The following is a 16,726-nucleotide window of genomic DNA, read 5'->3' as shown; positions in this document are numbered from 1 at the left end:
AGCCCCAAATAGCGGCCTTACGTCGCGCCCTGGAACCACTGACAATAACCCCCAAAGCAGCCCCCCAAAAGCCTCCTAACGGACATCCAATCAAATAAGACATTAAGTAGTAAAGCCATGCAAAATCAATGCCAGTATTTGGGGCGGACTCTTTAGAAGGAATGACCACAAGATAACTAACAGCCAAGGCAGCCACAATGGCTCCGACGTTGATCCCTATCACAATCGGTTCATGCGGGCGTAACCATCCCAATGCAACGAACAGTAACAAACCTACGCAAAACAACGGCAGCCAGAATTCATTGATATTAAAAGACACTAAAAGCAGTATAAACGCTACCAACGCAAGCACAAATCCTACTTGCGTCATGCTTTGCCAATACTGGTTTCTCGCCACTTTTGCCTTTGGTTGCCTGCGCATCTTGAATTCACCTCTCGGTCTTACTCCCTTAATACGTCCATCCGTCTAACAGTCATACTACCTTGACTGCCGGTTGTCATATAGAAGAGAACCGTCGCAATTAGGGCGAAAGGGCAAGTTGATTTATTGCCGTTCCTGTTCCCCCGCTTCTTAATACTGCGGGGTGTGAGGTGAAAGTTGCAGGAGGCCGGGGGGAAATGCCGATAATTAAGGAAAGATGTCTTAGTGGCCATCAGTTGCGGTTACCTGTAAGCAGCAAAACCTGCCCCATAATGACCACGCGCTACATGCCTTAGACACCGGTCCCTCGCCCGTTAGACTCTGATCCCTCCTCGATTAGACACTGCCCCTCTGTCGGTTAGTCATCGCCTCAGAGTCCAGGGCAAACAGCCTTGGAGTTACGCTTCAACCCTCTCAGCTTAACCTCTGATCAGAAAGTTCGCCCCAACGATTAGGAGGAATGCCCCGTAGAGACGCTTGAGGATGACTGGGTTGAGGTCTTGGGCGAAGATGGCTCCAGGGAGGGCGCCTAGCAGGATACCCAAGCCAATAAGCACGGCAAAGTTAATGTTCAAATTGCCCTTTTTATAATAATCAATCGCCCCAAGGATGCCCCAGGGCAAAAGCAACGCCCCCAGTGAGGTACCCGTTGCTTCTGCCGCTGGCAGCTTCCATAAAAGTAATAACGCGGGAACGATAACCACTCCCCCGCCAATTCCAAACATTCCCGATAATACTCCTGCGGCAATCCCCAAAAGAATTAATAAAAGCGCTTGCATGTCAATCCTCCTTTGTTCAATAGTACCCATCATTCACTCTGTGAGTCCTCCCCCTGCGCAAGTAAACCTGTCGCCTTATCACGACAGACTCGCGTAGGGGGAGGATACAGGTGGGGGTCTTTTTTGGCCTTTGTGAACAAGCGGTAGGTTCTACGCAACCCCCCTCTGTATCTCCTTCCTGTGCCCAAATCCCTGCATATAACGATAACAAGCCTGGCACAGGGGGGAGAGGGTTCAGACTTCTCTCGGAGCGTCAGTAACTCTGGGAAGACGAGTGATGAAACTTGATAGCCTTCTTGCACAGTATAATAAGGGAGAAAATGGAGGAGATTGCCAATGAGATTACGCACTAGCATTCTTATATTTGCTTATGTCTACGTCGCAGCTTGGGCTGCTGCGCCAGCGGTTAATGTTACGGGGAAAGTTTCATTTAAGCCTAGCTCTTTAGTCTATGGAAAGAGCGCTCAAGGCATTGTGACGCTGACAGTTCCCGCCGGCTATCATATCAATGCCAACCCCGCCTCGCAAGACTTCTTAATCCCGACCGTGCTCACGCCGAGCAAGAACGCGTTGTATTCCATCAGTAGTATCGTTTACCCGATGCCTAAGACGGTTACGGTGGCAGGCGCACCAACTAAGGTTTATGAAGGGACTGTGCCTATCAAGTTCAAAATGACGATGAAGCCGCTGAAAGCCAAGCAGAAGCCGGCCTCATCCGTCCCGTTTGTTGCCGCTATTCGCTACCAGGCATGCAACGCCACCAACTGCTTCGCCCCCAGCCTTGTGACCGTTAAAACAACCTTAAAAGTTGTACGTTAACGTAAGCTAGTTATTAAGAAATAAAGCTATTTACACGGGGTTATGAGTGAGCCTAGCATGCTTCTAAGTATAATAGAAGCTGTGCTAAGAGGAGGTTGGTTATGAGGTTTCGAGCTTTGTTGGGGTTGATGGCGTTTATTGGTGCCTTTGGATTGGCTCAATCGCAGGTGGTTAATGTCACCGGCAAAGTGAGCTTCAATCCGAATCGCGCGCGATTTGGCCAGACGATCGAAGGCACAATCGAACTGAACGTACCGCCCGGATACCACATCAACGCCAATCCAGCCTCACAATCCTTACTTATCCCAACCGAGTTTGTCCCTGATAAACTCCCGGAATACACAATAAGCGACATCACCTACCCTGCGCCGAAGGTGGTTGACGTAGCTGGCGCGCAGACGAAAGTCTATGAGGGCACAGTCCCGATTAAGTTCAAGCTGCACATCAAGAACACGACGTCTGAGAGTGAGCCAACGCCTTTTATCGACTTCACAGGCACAGTAAAGTATCAGGCATGCGATGACAAAAACTGCTATCCTCCCGCTCAAGTAACCCTTAAGACGACGGTCGAGATAGACGCAGCAGAGAAGCCGAATACGCCAGAAGCGTTAGCTCCTCAACCTGATAAGCCGACTGTAAAGCCGAACAATCAGATCCCAACCGTTGCGCCCCCACCGCCAACCCCGCCTACTCCTGTGGTTGACCCAACGAAGAACTTCAAAGACAACAAGCTTGCCATGTCTATTTGGACCCTTTACCAAGCTCATAACTGGTTGGCGCTAATGCTGGCGGTGATCCTTGGCGGGTTAGCGTTGAACCTGACGCCGTGTGTCTATCCGATTATTGCCATTACTATCGGTTTCTTTGCGCGGCAGGCGCCGGGCAATCGGAAGCGCACTTTTAGTCTAGCCTTAGTTTATATGCTCGGCATCGTAATGGTCTATTCAACCCTTGGTCTAATAGCGGCAGCTTCGGGCAAGACTTTCGGCTTCCAATTCCAAAGCCCCTGGGTGTCAGCGGGGATGGCGGTAATCATGCTCGCGCTTGCTTTGAGCATGTTCGATCTCTGGGAGATAAGGCCTCCAAGCTTCCTTATGAATAAAGTCGGCGGCAGGAGTGGAGTTGGCGGCGCAGCGATGATGGGCATGCTTGCGGGAGTTGCAGCGGCTCCTTGCGCCGGGCCTGTCGTACTCGCTCTCTTTGCGATTGTCTCTCAATTAAGCAGTTACGTGCTTGGGTTCTGGATGTTCTTCGGACTTGGATTGGGGCTAGGTCTACCCTATATGGCGCTTGCAATTATCCCCAACGGGGCGCAGAAACTACCCCGTTCCGGTGAGTGGATGGTCACGATCAAGCATATACTGGGACTTGTCGTCATCGGCGTGGGCATCTTCTACTTACGCCCGCTTCCCAGTGTAACGACGCAAATGTATACCACCATCTGGGGGGTGTTCCTACTAGGTTCAGGCGTATTCCTTATTATGTTCGATAAGACCGGTAAGAACTCGCTAATGATCCGACAGGTGAAGAACCTGCTGGGGATTGCTGCCGTTGCTTCAGCAGTCCTCATCTGGCGTCCCGCTCCAACGGAAGCAAGCAAGGTGGTTTGGCTGCCCTACACCGAAGCAGCCATCGCCCAAGCAAAGGTTGATGGCAAGCCGGTGCTTATAGACTTCACCGCCAAATGGTGTCAACAGTGCCATGAAATCGAGCTGCAAACCTTTAGCGATAAACAAGTGATGGCAAAGATGGCGAAGATGGTCACCCTAAGAGTTGACGCTACCGATGGCAACAATACAGAAGTCCAAGCCATCCAGACCAAATACAACGTCAACGGCCTCCCCGCTGTCATTCTCTTAAACGCCCAAGGACAAGAAGTAGACCGCCTAACCACATTCGAACCCCCCACCGCCTTCCAAAAACGCCTTGCGAAAGTTGGATTGTAGAGGTAAGTCATCACCCACCAGCTATAAAAACGTCCCCCTTTCCAAGGGGGACTATAAGGGGTCTCCGGATTCATTCTCTTTCTCTTTCTCTAATTCTTACTCAATTCCGCTTCCCTGAGTAGGCCGCCAGGCCATATCGAAGGGCAATCCGGATGGAGGAGGTTGCTTCGGCACAAGGCAGCCTCGCAATGACACCTGACGGTGTAGGGAGAGGATACAGGCGGGGGTCTGTCCCGTTTACGTGGCATCTTTTGCTATGCCACGTTGGGGCTAACTTAACTCAATATGCACGGATTGACCCCTTTGTATTCCCCCTTGGAAAGGGGGAAATAGGATCTGCTTCAGTTTGTCCACTTTATCAAACTTAATTATATTTCTTTCAGCTTCGTTTTTGGTTTTTGGTTGACAATCACCTATAATTATAGTATACATATGTACACCTATTCTTTAGGAGGCGGCCCCCGATGCGATCTGAAGATCTCTCAGTACTTGCCGATTGGTACATCAACTCAACCCAACGTAATCGCGAAGCTCCATGCTATACCGAAAATGGATTTGCCCGTAAGCTCAGGCGTAGTCACAAACAAGAAAAATCTCTGAAGATTAACCAAAACGAACTCGAAGGTGCAACACGGTCGTTGAAGGCAAGAGAGCTTGACACGGTCATAAGTCTTGCTAAGCTAACCAGTAAACAATATTTGGTTTTTCAGGCGCGTCGCAGGGGAGAGTCTTTTGAAGAAATTGGTAAACGTATGGGTGTTACCAAACAAGCCACGAAGAAAGTTTTTGATGCTGCAAGATTTAAAGTAAAAGCTGCATGGGGGCTAAATCCTTACCATGGATTACACCAAATTTATCGCGAAGAGGTCAGTCGATCTGGCAAAGTCAAGCTCCAACACCGGATTGAAATTGCCAATGGGTAAGGTTTTTAGGTAAAATAACAATCGCTACGCGCAATGGGGATCTATTCATTTCCCCTGCTGCCTGTTTGCATCACACAAGACAAATTCAGGACTTCTTATCACGAGGGTATAAATTGACGAAATTTAAAATTGGCGACAGCGTTCAAATAGCGACACGCGAACAAACTTCAGAAGATATCCGACTCGCAAGATATTATAACTATTTCGGTGGCCTTGTCGGCACCATTATGAAGTTGTACGGACAGGAAGCAGCTATACAAATTGATACCGACTCGCTTGAACCAGATTTCAGAGAAAGGCACCAGGCCTCTGAAAAACGCATGCACGAGCGTTGGCTTAATAACCTTTCTGAAGAAGCAAAGACGCGCCTAACCCCCGAGGAGATGGATTTCCACTTGGACTACACCCTCTTAGTCAGTATGGATGACATCCTATTGTTAAAAGAAGGGGATGGAAAAGCCGTAAAACCCGTTTCTAAAAAGAAAGAGGTCGAGGCCAAAACAGCCGAGCCTAAGCCCATGGCAGTTGCCCAAGCCGAGGCTATCGAAGAAAATGGTCCACAGCTTTTTGAAGTGCCTGAACGAAAGACAATGGCCGATCTTGAGCGAGCCGAAGAAGAAATGCTGAGAACGAAAACCTCCCAATAATTGATTTAAGGAACAGGGCGGGCGTTATACGCCCGCCCTGTTTTTATTTCTTCTCGTCTTCTTTATGCCCTATCGCCTTCATCAGAGGGCTAAGCAAGTCAATCGGAATTGGCAAGAACGTAATCGAACTGCGCTCATTGGCAATTTCAACCATTGTCTGCAAGAACCGCAACTGAAGGGTAACTGGGTTCTTAGAGACAGTGTCGGCAGCTTCGAGCAGTCGCTGTGAAGCCAGAAACTCACCTTCGGCAGCGATAACTTTAGCACGCTTCTCTCGTTCTGCTTCAGCCTGACGAGCCATCGCACGCTTCATCGTCTCCGGCAAGGAGACATCACGCACTTCAACCGAAATCACCTTAACGCCATACGCTTCTGTCTGCTCGTCGATAATGGTCTGCAACCGGAGATTGATCTTGTCACGCTCTGAAAGCAGTTCGTCGAGTTCAGCCTGCCCAATAACCGTTCGCAAGCTCGTTTGAGAATTAAGACTTGCAGTTCGGTAATAATCGTAGATACTCAAAATCGCGTTCTTCGGATCGACCACCCGAAATAGCACAACCGCATCCACCGTTGCCGGCACATTGTCCCTGGTCATTACCTCTTGTTTGGGAACATCCATCGTCACAATTCGAGTGTCCACTATTCGCGGGATGTCGATAAGCGGAATAAGGAAAATTATACCGCCGCCTTTTACCGTTTGGAACCGTCCAAGTCGAAGTACAACTGCCCGCTCCCAATCCGGCAAAATTCGAACGCTCGCCCGCAAAATAATCATGCCAACAACGACTACCCCAATAATAAACGCTCCCGAAGGGTTAGTCATAAGAAACCGAATGAGTTCTTCCATTTGTTAAACCTTTCTACAGCTCCGCGCTACTTCTTGGAGCCGCTAATTCTCTCTTAATAATTATCGATCGATACTCAAGATTCCTGCTTCGAGTTCTCATCACCTCCGGTTAAAATTCCATCAGGAAGCACAGGCTCAACATAAAGTGTCAAACCTTTGACATCACTTACCCTCACCATCTGACCTATTGGAATAGTATCGCCTGGCCCCACTGCATTCCAGTGAGTGCCGTCCATGAAAACTTGCCCCCTGGGGTTGAGAGCAACCTTTACCTCGGCAAGGCGGCCAACCATGCCCTCCGCTCCACTCTCCTTCGGTCGAAACTGAGCACGCACTCCAGCCGATAGGATAAACGCGAACGTTAGGCCGATAACAAGCGTCAACGGCAGAATAAATGCGATTGAAACTTCTGGAGCGCCGTAATCGGAACGAAATAGCATCGTAAGACCCAAGAACAGTGAAATAAGCCCACCTACCGTTAATACGCCATGGGTCGGTGAATAGATATCGACAAGAAACAACGTAACTGAAAGAAGGATCAGCCCGACACCAACGATATTTATAGGTAGGAATGAACCCCCATATAAAACCAACAATAGGGCGATAGACCCAATGACTCCAGGAAACACCGCACCCGGATTTTGTACTTCCGCGATGATCCCGTAAAGCGCAATCGTGCCAAGAATAATCAATAAGTACGGGTTCACTAAAAATGTAAGCAACAACTCCGCCATGGTCATTTCGATTTTTTTAATCGGAGCATTTGTTGTGTGGAGTGTTACCTTTTGGCCATTCGAAAGGGTGAGTTGACGCCCATCAAGCTTCACGAGTAAGTCATTAAGGTCATTTGCAATAAAATCGACCACTTTGAGCTTAGCTGCTTGTTGTTCGGAAACCGCAACACTCTTTCGGACAGCCTGCTCAGCCCAATTGGCATTTCGATGGCGTCGAAGGGCGATGCCGTGTATCCAGGCAGCAGTGAAGTTTTCAAGCTTCTGGCGCATATCTTTTGGGATATCTTGCCCGGTCGATGAGACCGGATGCGCAGATCCTATGGTTGTGCTTGGGGCCATCGCCGCGACATCGGCTGTCATTGTAATAAATACACCCGCCGAACCTGCCCATGCCCCTTGAGGTGATACATAAACGACCACAGGGATTGGACTGCTCAACATCTTGGTGATAATCTGCTGGGTGGCATCAAGTGATCCGCCTGGAGTGTTTAGTTGCATGACAACCACTTGCGAACCGTCTCTGTTAGCCTTATCTATCGCTCTAAGCACAAAGTCTGCATGGGGAACATCAACAGGGCCTTCGAACTTGAAAACACTAACAGGCTTGATTGCGGACACCGCTACAGGCTTTTGAGCAAAACTGATGATTATGGCTATCATCACCATCACAAGCAACAAGACTAATTTTAAGCGATTTTGTTTAATCAATCGAACGTCTGCCTCCTCAGGCAATTGTAACACGGTATTGCTTGTGCCGTCAATCATAATTACATACTTAACCTCTATTACAATTCTCAGCGGCAATATAGTTGTCAGCCAAGCCCCGTATCACTGAGTAGCGGGAATGATATGCAATAGCTTCAGAAAAGATTCGCCTTTTACCTATATTCCTTTCCCTTAACATCTTTTTTAACCTCATTCAATCTGCCTTTCCATCCAATAATTAACACACGAGATACACCTTGTTGTGGAGGATTGGATGGTTAAGAAATTGGACTGGGCACGAATTGGCTTGATATGCGCAGGTAAACCTAAACACAGTATTTATATTCGAGAAATACTAAATCATGCCGGTTTTATTATTAATGAAATACATAAAAACGGCAATGATCTGACGTCTCCTCTTCCGCCTATTCTTATTCTTGCCGGCAATATTGACCTGAACTCCACTGAGAAGAAAATGATCAGGGAACACGTCGAGCAAGGAGCTACATTGATCGCGATCGATGGTTGTTCCGGGCTTGAAGATTTATTTGGGGTCGAATTTGAAAGCCCTGCTCCCTACACAAAAAATGAAATCTCCAATTTTGGTGAAGGCTATCTAGTAGCTAATGGCGATCATCCCATTACTGAAGGGCTGACTGGCAACATTCATTTCTTTGGCGGCACACCCCATGTTACTAAGGATGCCACTTCTCTAGCGTTTGCCTATGATGGGCATAACCAAGCCACTGAGCGAAATGCCATTAGTGAACGAATAGTCGGTGAAGGTACGGCGATCTTATTCGGCTTCGACCTCCTTGGCTCAGTTGTATACATCCAACAAGGTATCGCGGTCGACCAAGACGGCATTCCTGCGCCTGACGGTTCAGCGCCGGTTAATGACGAAATGCTCAGATGCGAAGATGGTATGGTCTTAGATTGGAAATTCGATCGCGCACCTCTATACAAAGACCAAACACCTCTCTTCCACCAGCCTATCGCCGATATGCTTCGCGAACTTATTATTCGGGCTATTTTGTATTCGGCGCAACGCATGAAGAAAGTTTTACCGATCCTTTGGTACTATCCTCGAAATCTCACTGCGCTTGGACATATTTCATGCGATTCGGATGGCAGTGATGCCGAGGCGACACAGGCGATGATCTACACCATGCGATTAGTGGGTGTTCGCGCAACTTGGTGTATCACGCCTCCTGGATACACGCTCGATGTATATCGCAATCTTCGACACCTCGAACACGATATCGGCCTTCTCTACAACGCGGTCGAAGCGGGCACCTGGCATGAAGATAGATATAAAATCCAATTAACCCATATTACAAGGGCCTCCGGAGGCAGTATGGCTGCCAGTCGCACTCTTGATACCCGCTGGGAAAGGCGTAATCAACTTTTCCAATGGTGTGACCTCAATGATGTTAGAGTAGAAGAATCCAAAGGACCAAATCATCCGGGGAATGCGGGCTTCTTATTCGGCACTTGCCATCCCTTCCGCCCATTTGGCAGTCAAGGCACTTTCTTCAAGTGCTTTGAACTACCGTTTTTGTCACGCGAGCCTGATGGCTTCTTACCTTCGCAGAGTTGCCAAGGACTTATTGAAAGAACAGCCAGACATCACGGGGTTGCCCATTTTGTTATTCGACCAGGTCTAACGCAAAACGGACTCACTCAGGAAACCTTCCGCAAGCTCGTCGTCGTTGGACGCAGCCTCGGGATGGAGTGGTGGAAATCGAGTGAAATATGGCAGTGGGAAGCCTCTCGCCGCAAAGTCAAGTATACCCTCCGAGATGGGAATGAAGGCCCAACGCTGACAGCCTATGCAGAAGAGGATATGGATGAGGCAACCCTGCTCTTTCTTGCCCCTCAACTTGCATCGATAAACGTTCACGGTAAGCCAATTCACCCTCGAAAAATTGAGCGTTATGGCTTTAGCTTTTACGGCGTGAACGTGAGTCTACCGGGAAGAGCGTCTCTTGAATTAGGCTTGCGTTGATGCTTTGTCATCCGCTTGAAGTTTGCTAGTAAAATCGCGGCGGAATTCTTGAAGGCATCCCTTCTTAATCGCTTCACGGATATTTGCCATAAGCTTGTAGTAGAAATAGAGGTTGTGATAGGTTGCAAGACGGCCTGCCAACAACTCTTCACTTCTAAACAGATGCCGAATATAAGCGGCGCTGTATCGTCGGCATACATAGCAATCACATTCAGGATCGACAGGGCCAAAGACTTCCGAATAACGCGCGCTTCTCAAGTTCAAACGGCCTCGGCTTGTATACATCGCCATATGCCTACCCACTCTCGAAGGCAGTACACAGTCGAACTGGTCGATACCGCATGACACCGCATGGAGAATATCCTCAGGGGTCCCGACACCCATAAGATAACGCGGCTTGTTTGCGGGAAGCAAGGGAGTAGCATATTCAGCGATATCGCGCATCATTTCAACCGGTTCACCAACAGAAACACCCCCTATCGCCATCCCTTCAAATGGCATCGAGGTAATCGCATTCACGCTTTCTATTCTTAAATCCTCATGAACGCCGCCTTGAACGATGCCGTAAATCACCTGACCATCGGCACGGGCTGAAAGTGATCGAGCTGCCCAACGATGGGTTCGATTCATTGCCTCCGCCGCCTCTTCTTTGGTGCAAGGATACGGAGGACACTCATCAAAAGCCATACAGATATCCGAACCGAGCTGCCGTTGAATTTCTATTGATCGCTCGGGAGTGAACAGATGAAGCGAACCATCGAGGTGCGAACGGAACTCCACGCCTTCATCGGTGACCTTTCGAATACCGGCAAGACTCATCACCTGAAAGCCGCCGCTGTCGGTTAAAAGATTACGGTGCCAACTCATAAAGCCATGCAGATCGCCTGCCCGTTCAATCAGATCAGCGCCGGGGCGAAGATAAAGGTGATAGGTATTGGACAGGATAAGCTGATAGCCGATCTCCTCTAACTCCCCTTGATCAATGCCTTTGACCGTCCCCTGCGTGCCAACCGGCATGAATGCAGGAGTTTCAACTGTGCCATGCGCCAGAGACAGTTCCCCGCAGCGCGCCAATCCATCTTTATGAGTGATATTAAATGAAAATTGCATCGAAGAGAGAGTGTACCTATGTCTCGCGGGCAAGGGCTAGGACATAAATAGAACTTGCGCCTGCGGATAGAAGTGTCTTTGAGCAAGAAGTCACTGTGCTACCGGTCGTCATGATGTCGTCTACCAGCAAAATGCGACGCCCTTTGATCTCACTCGGCATTCGAACTTCGAACGCATCGGAAACATTTTCCCGCCGCTGTTCAGGTGTCAAGTCAACTTGAGGCAGGGTGCGTTTAGTACGCAAAAGCAGAGCATCGCTTAATGGCAACCCAAGATGCTTGGCAACAGGTTCGGCAAGTAAACGGGCTTGATTGAAACCGCGCTTTTTATGACGCGAGAGGTGGATAGGGACCGGCATCACCATCTCGACCCCAGCAACGTCTTGCCCTATTTCCGTATCCAAAAAATCAGTCATCAGCTTCCCCAAAGGCTCAACAAGCGAAAGCGAGGCATTATACTTAAAAGTCTTAAGGGCAGTTGCAAGAGTAGCTCGATAATAACCAACCCCACGCGCAGATGTAAACGCTCGGTTACCTGCAAGGCATTCCCTGCAAAGTTTTGATTGACCAGGCAGGCCGCAGCAGGTACAGAATGGCTGTTCGATATAAATTATCTGCTTTAGGCAGTCATCACAATAGGAGGGCAAGCCGAGTTGTCTGCATACAGCGCAGCGAGGAGGATAAAGTAAGTCTGAAATCCCAGACCCGATCGAGCGGATCATAACGTTTGTTCTATAAGCGACCGACTCCGTTTATCCAGGCTGTTGATATTAGGAATTTCCAGGCGTGTACCGTCAGTTGCCTCAATGAGCCAACGCCCGGATGAAATCTCATGCGATTTGTCGTGCCAGTGCTCAACGTAATACACACGGTTTCCCCGATCAGTACTGACTTCGAGCCGCCAGACATCGCCTTCCTTGCGGTTCACGTAAATGGCAAAGACTCGAGGAGTGAAATAGCGCCTATCTAATTCTTCCTTAATAATCTCATAGGATTTATCGTCTATCCCGCTCAATGACTCCAGAATTCCTATCTCCTTGTCGTCGCCGTCCATTACTACGATATAGCGTTCAGGCTCAGAAAATGGAAAAGCCCGTATAAAGCTAACACACACACTACATTGTTCGTTCGCGATCTCCATCCGAGGCATTGCGTTAAGAGGGTCACGCCCAACCCGGATATCCTTCGGCTCAATGTAGCGAGTTTCACTCGCCGTGTAGTCTATTTCGTTCAGCTTATTTAATAGTTTTTTTGTAGGGTCATCACTAAATGCCATGGCAGTTCCGTAATCTCCTTTACAACGTTTTTAGCCGGTTGATTTCGGTTTGCATGGAAACTAATTTAGCATAAATGCCGTCTTGCTCGAGCAGGTCATCGTGAGTGCCTTGCTCGGCGATATTGCCATGATCGAGAACCAAAAGACGATTGGCGTTACGCAGAGTTGAAAGCCGGTGCGCAATCGCGAAAGTGGTTCGGTTCTTCACCAATCGCCCCAACGCTTCCTGGATTTGACGTTCGGTAACTGTGTCCAAGCTTGCCGTAGCCTCGTCCAGAATCAATATTTTGGGGTCGTGTAAGATAGCGCGGGCGATAGAAATGCGCTGTCGCTCACCACCCGATAGTCGCTGGCCTCTCTCACCCACTGGCGTATCATAGCCGTCGGGAAATTTCATGATGAAATCGTGCGCATTAGCCGCCTTTGCCGCTGCGATAACGTCCTTCAGCGTGGCGTCATGTTTGGCATAAGCGATATTGTCGCGGATGCTGCCAGGGAATAGGAAACCCTCCTGCAGAACGACCCCAATGTGCCGGCGCAGATCATCCAGCTTGATATTGGTCATGGGGATATCGTCAACAAATATCTGACCATTGCTCGGGTCATAGAAGCGGCAGAGCAGGTTCGTAAATGTAGTCTTACCAGCGCCTGAATGCCCCACAAGGCCGATCATCTCGCCCGGCTCAACCACAACATTAATATCGTGAAGAACTTCTTGTCCGACGTCGTAACAGAAGGAGACACCGCGAAGCTCCAGTTTCCCCTCCATAATCGGCATGGGAACCGCTTCCTGCTCTTCCTTAACCTCAGGTTCGCTATCCAATACCTCAAAAATACGCTCGGCAGCGGTAACTGAACGTGTCATCCAGTCAATGACCCGGTTGAGCGACTGAAGCGGACCGTAGAACATTCCTAAATAAGCGAAGAACATAATTAGCTGTCCGGGGGTCATCCTTTGCCCCATGACCTCATGCCCCCCGAAAAACCATATCAGGTATGATCCCGAACTCGTAAGGAATGTAATTGCAGGGAACAACTTAGCCCAAGCGGCTTCAGCACGAAAAGTGTTATCTCGCAGCTCAGCCGCTCGCCTATCGAACCTTCCAATCTCAAATTCTTCCTGCGCAAAAGCTTTAACAACACGCATTCCACTTAAGGTCCCGGCGAGCATGCTTGTGATTCGAGACAATCTCCGCCAGTTTCTACGCCATATCAGCATGATCCGTTTGCGAGTGGCCCTAATTATAAACATGATAATAGGGGCCGGCAATAGAATCAGCAAAGCCAGCCGCCAGTTAGAGCTAAAGAGTATCACCGCGATTAAAATAACAGTTAGGATATTAACCGCTAGGGAGGGCATTGCCTCTGTCAACAAGTCATAAACCCCAGTAGGGTCGTTAGTGATTCGCGAAAGGATTGAACCTGAATTGCGCTTATCGAAATAACTTAACGACAGGCGCTGTAAATGATTGAAAATCCTGGTGCGAAGATCGTAAGCAATTCGAGTGCCTAGCCATGCAGTCAAGAACCTTAGCCCCACCTGCACCCCAACTCCGACCAATCCGAGGGCAACCAATCCAAGAACCAACCACTGTAGCAGAACGGATCTGTCGTGGTATGAGCTAGCGACCGCGGCGCCTTGAGGCACGAGCACGTTATCCCATATTACTTGGGTCAATTTGGGCGGTACGAGGTTGATTACCACGCCCAACAAAGTCAGTAATATTGAGCCGACAAAGGCCCACATATACGGTCTTACGAATCCAAAAATCCGCCGGATAGCCTCGCCTTTAGGGGTACAAAAGCGACATACTTGACTATTTTCCGCATAAGGACGACCGCATTTTGGACACTGGATCTCACGATCACGCTGCTCAGGTATCTCTTCTTGCTTCAAACGCGCATTGATTACTCGTTGGATATGGAAGAACTGAGCGGATTTAGCCTTTGAAAAACGCAGCACCTCGAGCGGCTTGCTATCGATAATTAAGATTAAAGCGCTCGCATCAACTAGTGACTCGATTTTCGCTTCGGTAGCATTTTCGAGAGAAACTTTCTTAATGATAGTCGGATTTCCAATAGAGGGGGCAAAGCCATCCCACATGGACTGATCGTCGGACGCATTTCTACTTTTGGATGACGAAGTATCATTATCCGCTGTATCATCGTCCGCTACGACCCACAAACAATCTTCAGCGACGAGTAACCAGCATTCTCCGAACTTCCCATCAGGCAGAATATCCGCCTGCGCCATTGCTATAAACTCCGTAGTGTCTTCTAGCCCAACTGCCTGAGCAATCACTTCCGGAGAGTTTCTATAGTCTTCTATATTTTCATTCATTAATCATCTATCTTTTCATTCATTTTCAACTCTATCCAAATTGTACTACAATCACGACGACCCTTGACACTCTCAACACGCTAGAGTTCGATGAAAGTTGGAAAACCATACCCTCTCCCGCAGCGTGGGAGAGGGCCTTCGCGAGAAGGGGGGAGGGCTACTGAAAGCAATTAATCAGCAGAGTAACTATGCGATATAACATATTCTCTTATAACCTTTAATACACCACTGAGATTTCTCTTAACCTCATGGTTTCTAAAGCGCAACACATGTAAATTGTGATCTTTAAGCGCTTCCTCTCGTGCACTGTCACGTTCAATCTGACTTGGCTCGTTATGTACAGCTCCATCTAGTTCAACGATTAATCTTGCATCGTCACAAAAGAAATCAGTTACAAACCTACCAATAGGATGCTGCCGCCTGAACTTTCGCCCTGATAAACGGTTGTTTCTGAGGTATTGCCATAACATTTTTTCAACAGGAGTAGCATCATTTCGCAACTGTCGCGCAGTCGTTATCATAACTTTGGAGGCCCCCGGGATATGCGGAGATTCCTTTCTATCGTCCCAGTTCTCTTTCAAGTTTGTCCTTCATTTTTCGATGCAGTACTTGTTATCACGTAACCCTCACCCCCTACTTCGTAGGCCCCTCTCCCACGCTGTGGGCGAGGGGGTGTAATGCTAATTGCTCTGAAATATTTCAGAACCATTTTCCACGCTGTGGGCGAGGGAATTCAAATTTTCTCTATCTACTTTCCCCTCAACTTCGCCACATAGTGAACTCGGTCGGCGGTGCGGCGGGGGCGTTTTAGGGTGTAGGATTGGTAAACGGCTAATAGGTCGAAGCCGGCTTTGTTAAGCATCTCCGTGATTTCTTTGTCGGAATAAGCCCGCTGTCGGTGGACGATGGTGAAGGCATTCTCCGTCTCACCTTCCATGACCCAAAATTCCATCTTAATATCACATAAGCGAGTCTGTTGGTCAAACGAGCTTCGCCATCGGTAACGCACGGGGTTATTTTTGGTCAACAACTCTTGGTCAAATAGACGATTTTCTAAAGCATACACGGTGTTGAGGTCGAAAATGAACAGGGACTTAGGGAGAAGATGGGCGGCGATTCGGTGGAAACCTAATTGCAACCGCTCAGGATCATTCACATAGTTAAGGCTGTCGAAGAAGCTTATCGCTAATTCAAACGAATCATCCAGGTTAAGTTCTGCCACGTCTTGCGCATAATAAGGAATGTTAAACCCCTGATGCTCGGCCTTCAACTTGGCGACATCGATCATTGGCTCTGAGATATCTATGCCCGTGACCTCGTAGTCGTCAACATATAGAAGCTCCGTCACGCTCCCCGTCCCACAGGCGACATCGAGGATCTTTGTCGGGGTGGCTTCATACTTGTCAAGAAGCACCTGGAGGTAACCGACCCACCAAATGTATGGCACTCCGGACATCAACTCATCATAAAATGGCGCAACCTTCGCAAACTGATCCTGATCACTCATGCTGTAATTTCCCTATCGCCAAAACTCAAGAGAGATGGTATTATATCTCCAAGCTCCAATTATAGACGACTTTTCATGTGCATTAGCCATTTGAGCCTGTTTAGAAAAATATTTGATTTCCTGGTAAATATTTCAGAAATTACTCTAAAGATTCTATCGCATATTTCCTATAATCTAAATTGGTACAATTACAGATCGCGGAATCAGACAGAAAAAGGCAACCTTACAGTGATGTAAGCACGCAAAGCTATTGGATCTCCCGAGGAAGTTCTTCATTAAAACCCCTCCGAAGACAGCCAGGCCGCCTGTTAAAGTAACTAATCGTGTAAAGCGATCAGGAAGGCAGACTGTCAATGAAAATATCAAACGCAGAGTACATTCGCGCAGCGAAAATCAATCGAACCTCAAACGATGAGCAAACAAGTCACGTTAAACCGGCTAAAGCTCCCGACGTTCCGTCCGAGTCAATCACATTCTCAGAAACAGCGCAAACAGTTAAGAAAATCAAGCGCATAGTAGAGGATATGCCGGAAGTTCGTGAAGAGGTTGTTGCAGAGCTTAAGGCTAAAATAGAAGCCGGTGAGTACAAAGTAAGTTCTGAAGATATCGCAGACCTCATGATCCGTCGCGCCCGCGCCGATTCCATTCGCTAATCGGCCTACAC

At 48.4% G+C, this 16,726-nt stretch carries 16 protein-coding genes and 1 riboswitch; of the genes, 6 read left to right on the top strand and 10 right to left on the bottom strand.

Going from position 1 to position 16,726, the window contains the following annotated elements; translation table 11 throughout:
* Both WCO51_00465 and WCO51_00460 read right to left on the bottom strand, forming a co-directional pair.
* Positions 1 to 421 (bottom strand): hypothetical protein (locus tag WCO51_00465; GenBank protein MEI6511734.1); only part of this gene is annotated, 421 nt, incomplete at its 3' end.
* Positions 422 to 840: 419 nt separating this feature from the next.
* Positions 841 to 1,200, bottom strand: coding sequence for a sulfite exporter TauE/SafE family protein (locus WCO51_00460; GenBank protein ID MEI6511733.1), 360 nt, complete (start codon positions 1,198 to 1,200; stop codon positions 841 to 843).
* Positions 1,201 to 1,536: 336 nt separating this feature from the next.
* Here WCO51_00460 and WCO51_00455 point away from each other — a divergent pair, with 336 nt between their 5' ends.
* The 4 genes from WCO51_00455 to WCO51_00440 all read left to right on the top strand — a co-directional run bounded on the left by WCO51_00455 (position 1,537) and on the right by WCO51_00440 (position 5,535).
* Positions 1,537 to 2,019 carry a protein-disulfide reductase DsbD domain-containing protein gene (locus WCO51_00455; GenBank protein ID MEI6511732.1) on the top strand — a complete coding sequence of 161 codons (483 nt, stop codon included), beginning with the start codon at positions 1,537 to 1,539 and terminating at the stop codon, positions 2,017 to 2,019.
* 101 nt (positions 2,020 to 2,120) lie between these two features.
* Positions 2,121 to 3,965 (top strand): cytochrome c biogenesis protein CcdA, encoded by a 1,845-nt coding sequence (locus WCO51_00450; protein MEI6511731.1) that lies wholly within the window; start codon positions 2,121 to 2,123, stop codon positions 3,963 to 3,965.
* A 464-nt stretch (positions 3,966 to 4,429) separates the two neighbouring features.
* Positions 4,430 to 4,888 carry a hypothetical protein gene (locus tag WCO51_00445; protein ID MEI6511730.1) on the top strand — a complete coding sequence of 153 codons (459 nt, stop codon included), beginning with the start codon at positions 4,430 to 4,432 and terminating at the stop codon, positions 4,886 to 4,888.
* Between the two features lie 113 nt (positions 4,889 to 5,001).
* The gene (locus WCO51_00440) at positions 5,002 to 5,535 is read left to right on the top strand and encodes a hypothetical protein (protein ID MEI6511729.1); all 534 of its coding nucleotides are present in this window, start codon (positions 5,002 to 5,004) and stop codon (positions 5,533 to 5,535) included.
* A 43-nt stretch (positions 5,536 to 5,578) separates the two neighbouring features.
* Here WCO51_00440 and WCO51_00435 read toward each other — a convergent pair whose 3' ends face one another.
* Together WCO51_00435 and WCO51_00430 are read right to left on the bottom strand one after the other, a co-directional pair.
* Positions 5,579 to 6,382 carry an SPFH domain-containing protein gene (locus WCO51_00435; protein MEI6511728.1) on the bottom strand — a complete coding sequence of 268 codons (804 nt, stop codon included), beginning with the start codon at positions 6,380 to 6,382 and terminating at the stop codon, positions 5,579 to 5,581.
* A 74-nt stretch (positions 6,383 to 6,456) separates the two neighbouring features.
* Positions 6,457 to 7,824 carry a nodulation protein NfeD gene (locus WCO51_00430; protein ID MEI6511727.1) on the bottom strand — a complete coding sequence of 456 codons (1,368 nt, stop codon included), beginning with the start codon at positions 7,822 to 7,824 and terminating at the stop codon, positions 6,457 to 6,459.
* 271 nt (positions 7,825 to 8,095) lie between these two features.
* On the opposite strand from WCO51_00430, the gene WCO51_00425 reads away from it, so the two are divergent.
* Positions 8,096 to 9,829 carry a hypothetical protein gene (locus WCO51_00425; GenBank protein MEI6511726.1) on the top strand — a complete coding sequence of 578 codons (1,734 nt, stop codon included), beginning with the start codon at positions 8,096 to 8,098 and terminating at the stop codon, positions 9,827 to 9,829.
* Here WCO51_00425 and tgt read toward each other — a convergent pair.
* The 6 genes from tgt to WCO51_00395 all read right to left on the bottom strand — a co-directional run bounded on the left by tgt (position 9,815) and on the right by WCO51_00395 (position 16,062).
* Complete coding sequence (gene tgt, locus WCO51_00420) at positions 9,815 to 10,939, bottom strand: tRNA guanosine(34) transglycosylase Tgt (protein MEI6511725.1); 1,125 nt, start codon at positions 10,937 to 10,939, stop codon at positions 9,815 to 9,817. The genes WCO51_00425 and tgt overlap by 15 nt on opposite strands.
* Before the next feature lie 16 nt (positions 10,940 to 10,955).
* Positions 10,956 to 11,660 carry a ComF family protein gene (locus tag WCO51_00415; GenBank protein MEI6511724.1) on the bottom strand — a complete coding sequence of 235 codons (705 nt, stop codon included), beginning with the start codon at positions 11,658 to 11,660 and terminating at the stop codon, positions 10,956 to 10,958.
* Entirely contained in the window at positions 11,657 to 12,214 is a 558-nt protein-coding gene (locus WCO51_00410; GenBank protein MEI6511723.1) for a DUF1854 domain-containing protein, read from the bottom strand. Before WCO51_00410 ends, WCO51_00415 begins: the two co-directional genes overlap by 4 nt.
* A 19-nt stretch (positions 12,215 to 12,233) precedes the next feature.
* On the bottom strand, positions 12,234 to 14,555 hold the full coding sequence (locus WCO51_00405; protein MEI6511722.1) for an ABC transporter ATP-binding protein: 2,322 nt from the start codon (positions 14,553 to 14,555) through the stop codon (positions 12,234 to 12,236).
* Positions 14,556 to 14,725: 170 nt separating this feature from the next.
* The gene (locus WCO51_00400; protein MEI6511721.1) at positions 14,726 to 15,136 is read right to left on the bottom strand and encodes an endonuclease domain-containing protein; all 411 of its coding nucleotides are present in this window, start codon (positions 15,134 to 15,136) and stop codon (positions 14,726 to 14,728) included.
* Between the two features lie 167 nt (positions 15,137 to 15,303).
* Positions 15,304 to 16,062 carry a class I SAM-dependent methyltransferase gene (locus tag WCO51_00395; protein ID MEI6511720.1) on the bottom strand — a complete coding sequence of 253 codons (759 nt, stop codon included), beginning with the start codon at positions 16,060 to 16,062 and terminating at the stop codon, positions 15,304 to 15,306.
* Between the two features lie 206 nt (positions 16,063 to 16,268).
* Positions 16,269 to 16,371: riboswitch (cyclic di-GMP riboswitch) on the top strand.
* A gap of 44 nt (positions 16,372 to 16,415) precedes the next feature.
* Between WCO51_00395 and flgM the strand changes: the two genes are divergently transcribed.
* Positions 16,416 to 16,715: a flagellar biosynthesis anti-sigma factor FlgM gene (gene flgM / locus WCO51_00390; protein ID MEI6511719.1), complete on the top strand. Its 300-nt coding sequence runs from the start codon at positions 16,416 to 16,418 to the stop codon at positions 16,713 to 16,715.
* Positions 16,716 to 16,726: the final 11 nt, after the last annotated feature.

Source organism: bacterium, from assembly GCA_037131655.1.
GTDB lineage: Bacteria > Armatimonadota > Fimbriimonadia > Fimbriimonadales > JBAXQP01 > JBAXQP01.
Note: the sequence above shows the minus strand (reverse complement) of the source record. Positions and strands in the feature narration are given on the sequence as shown.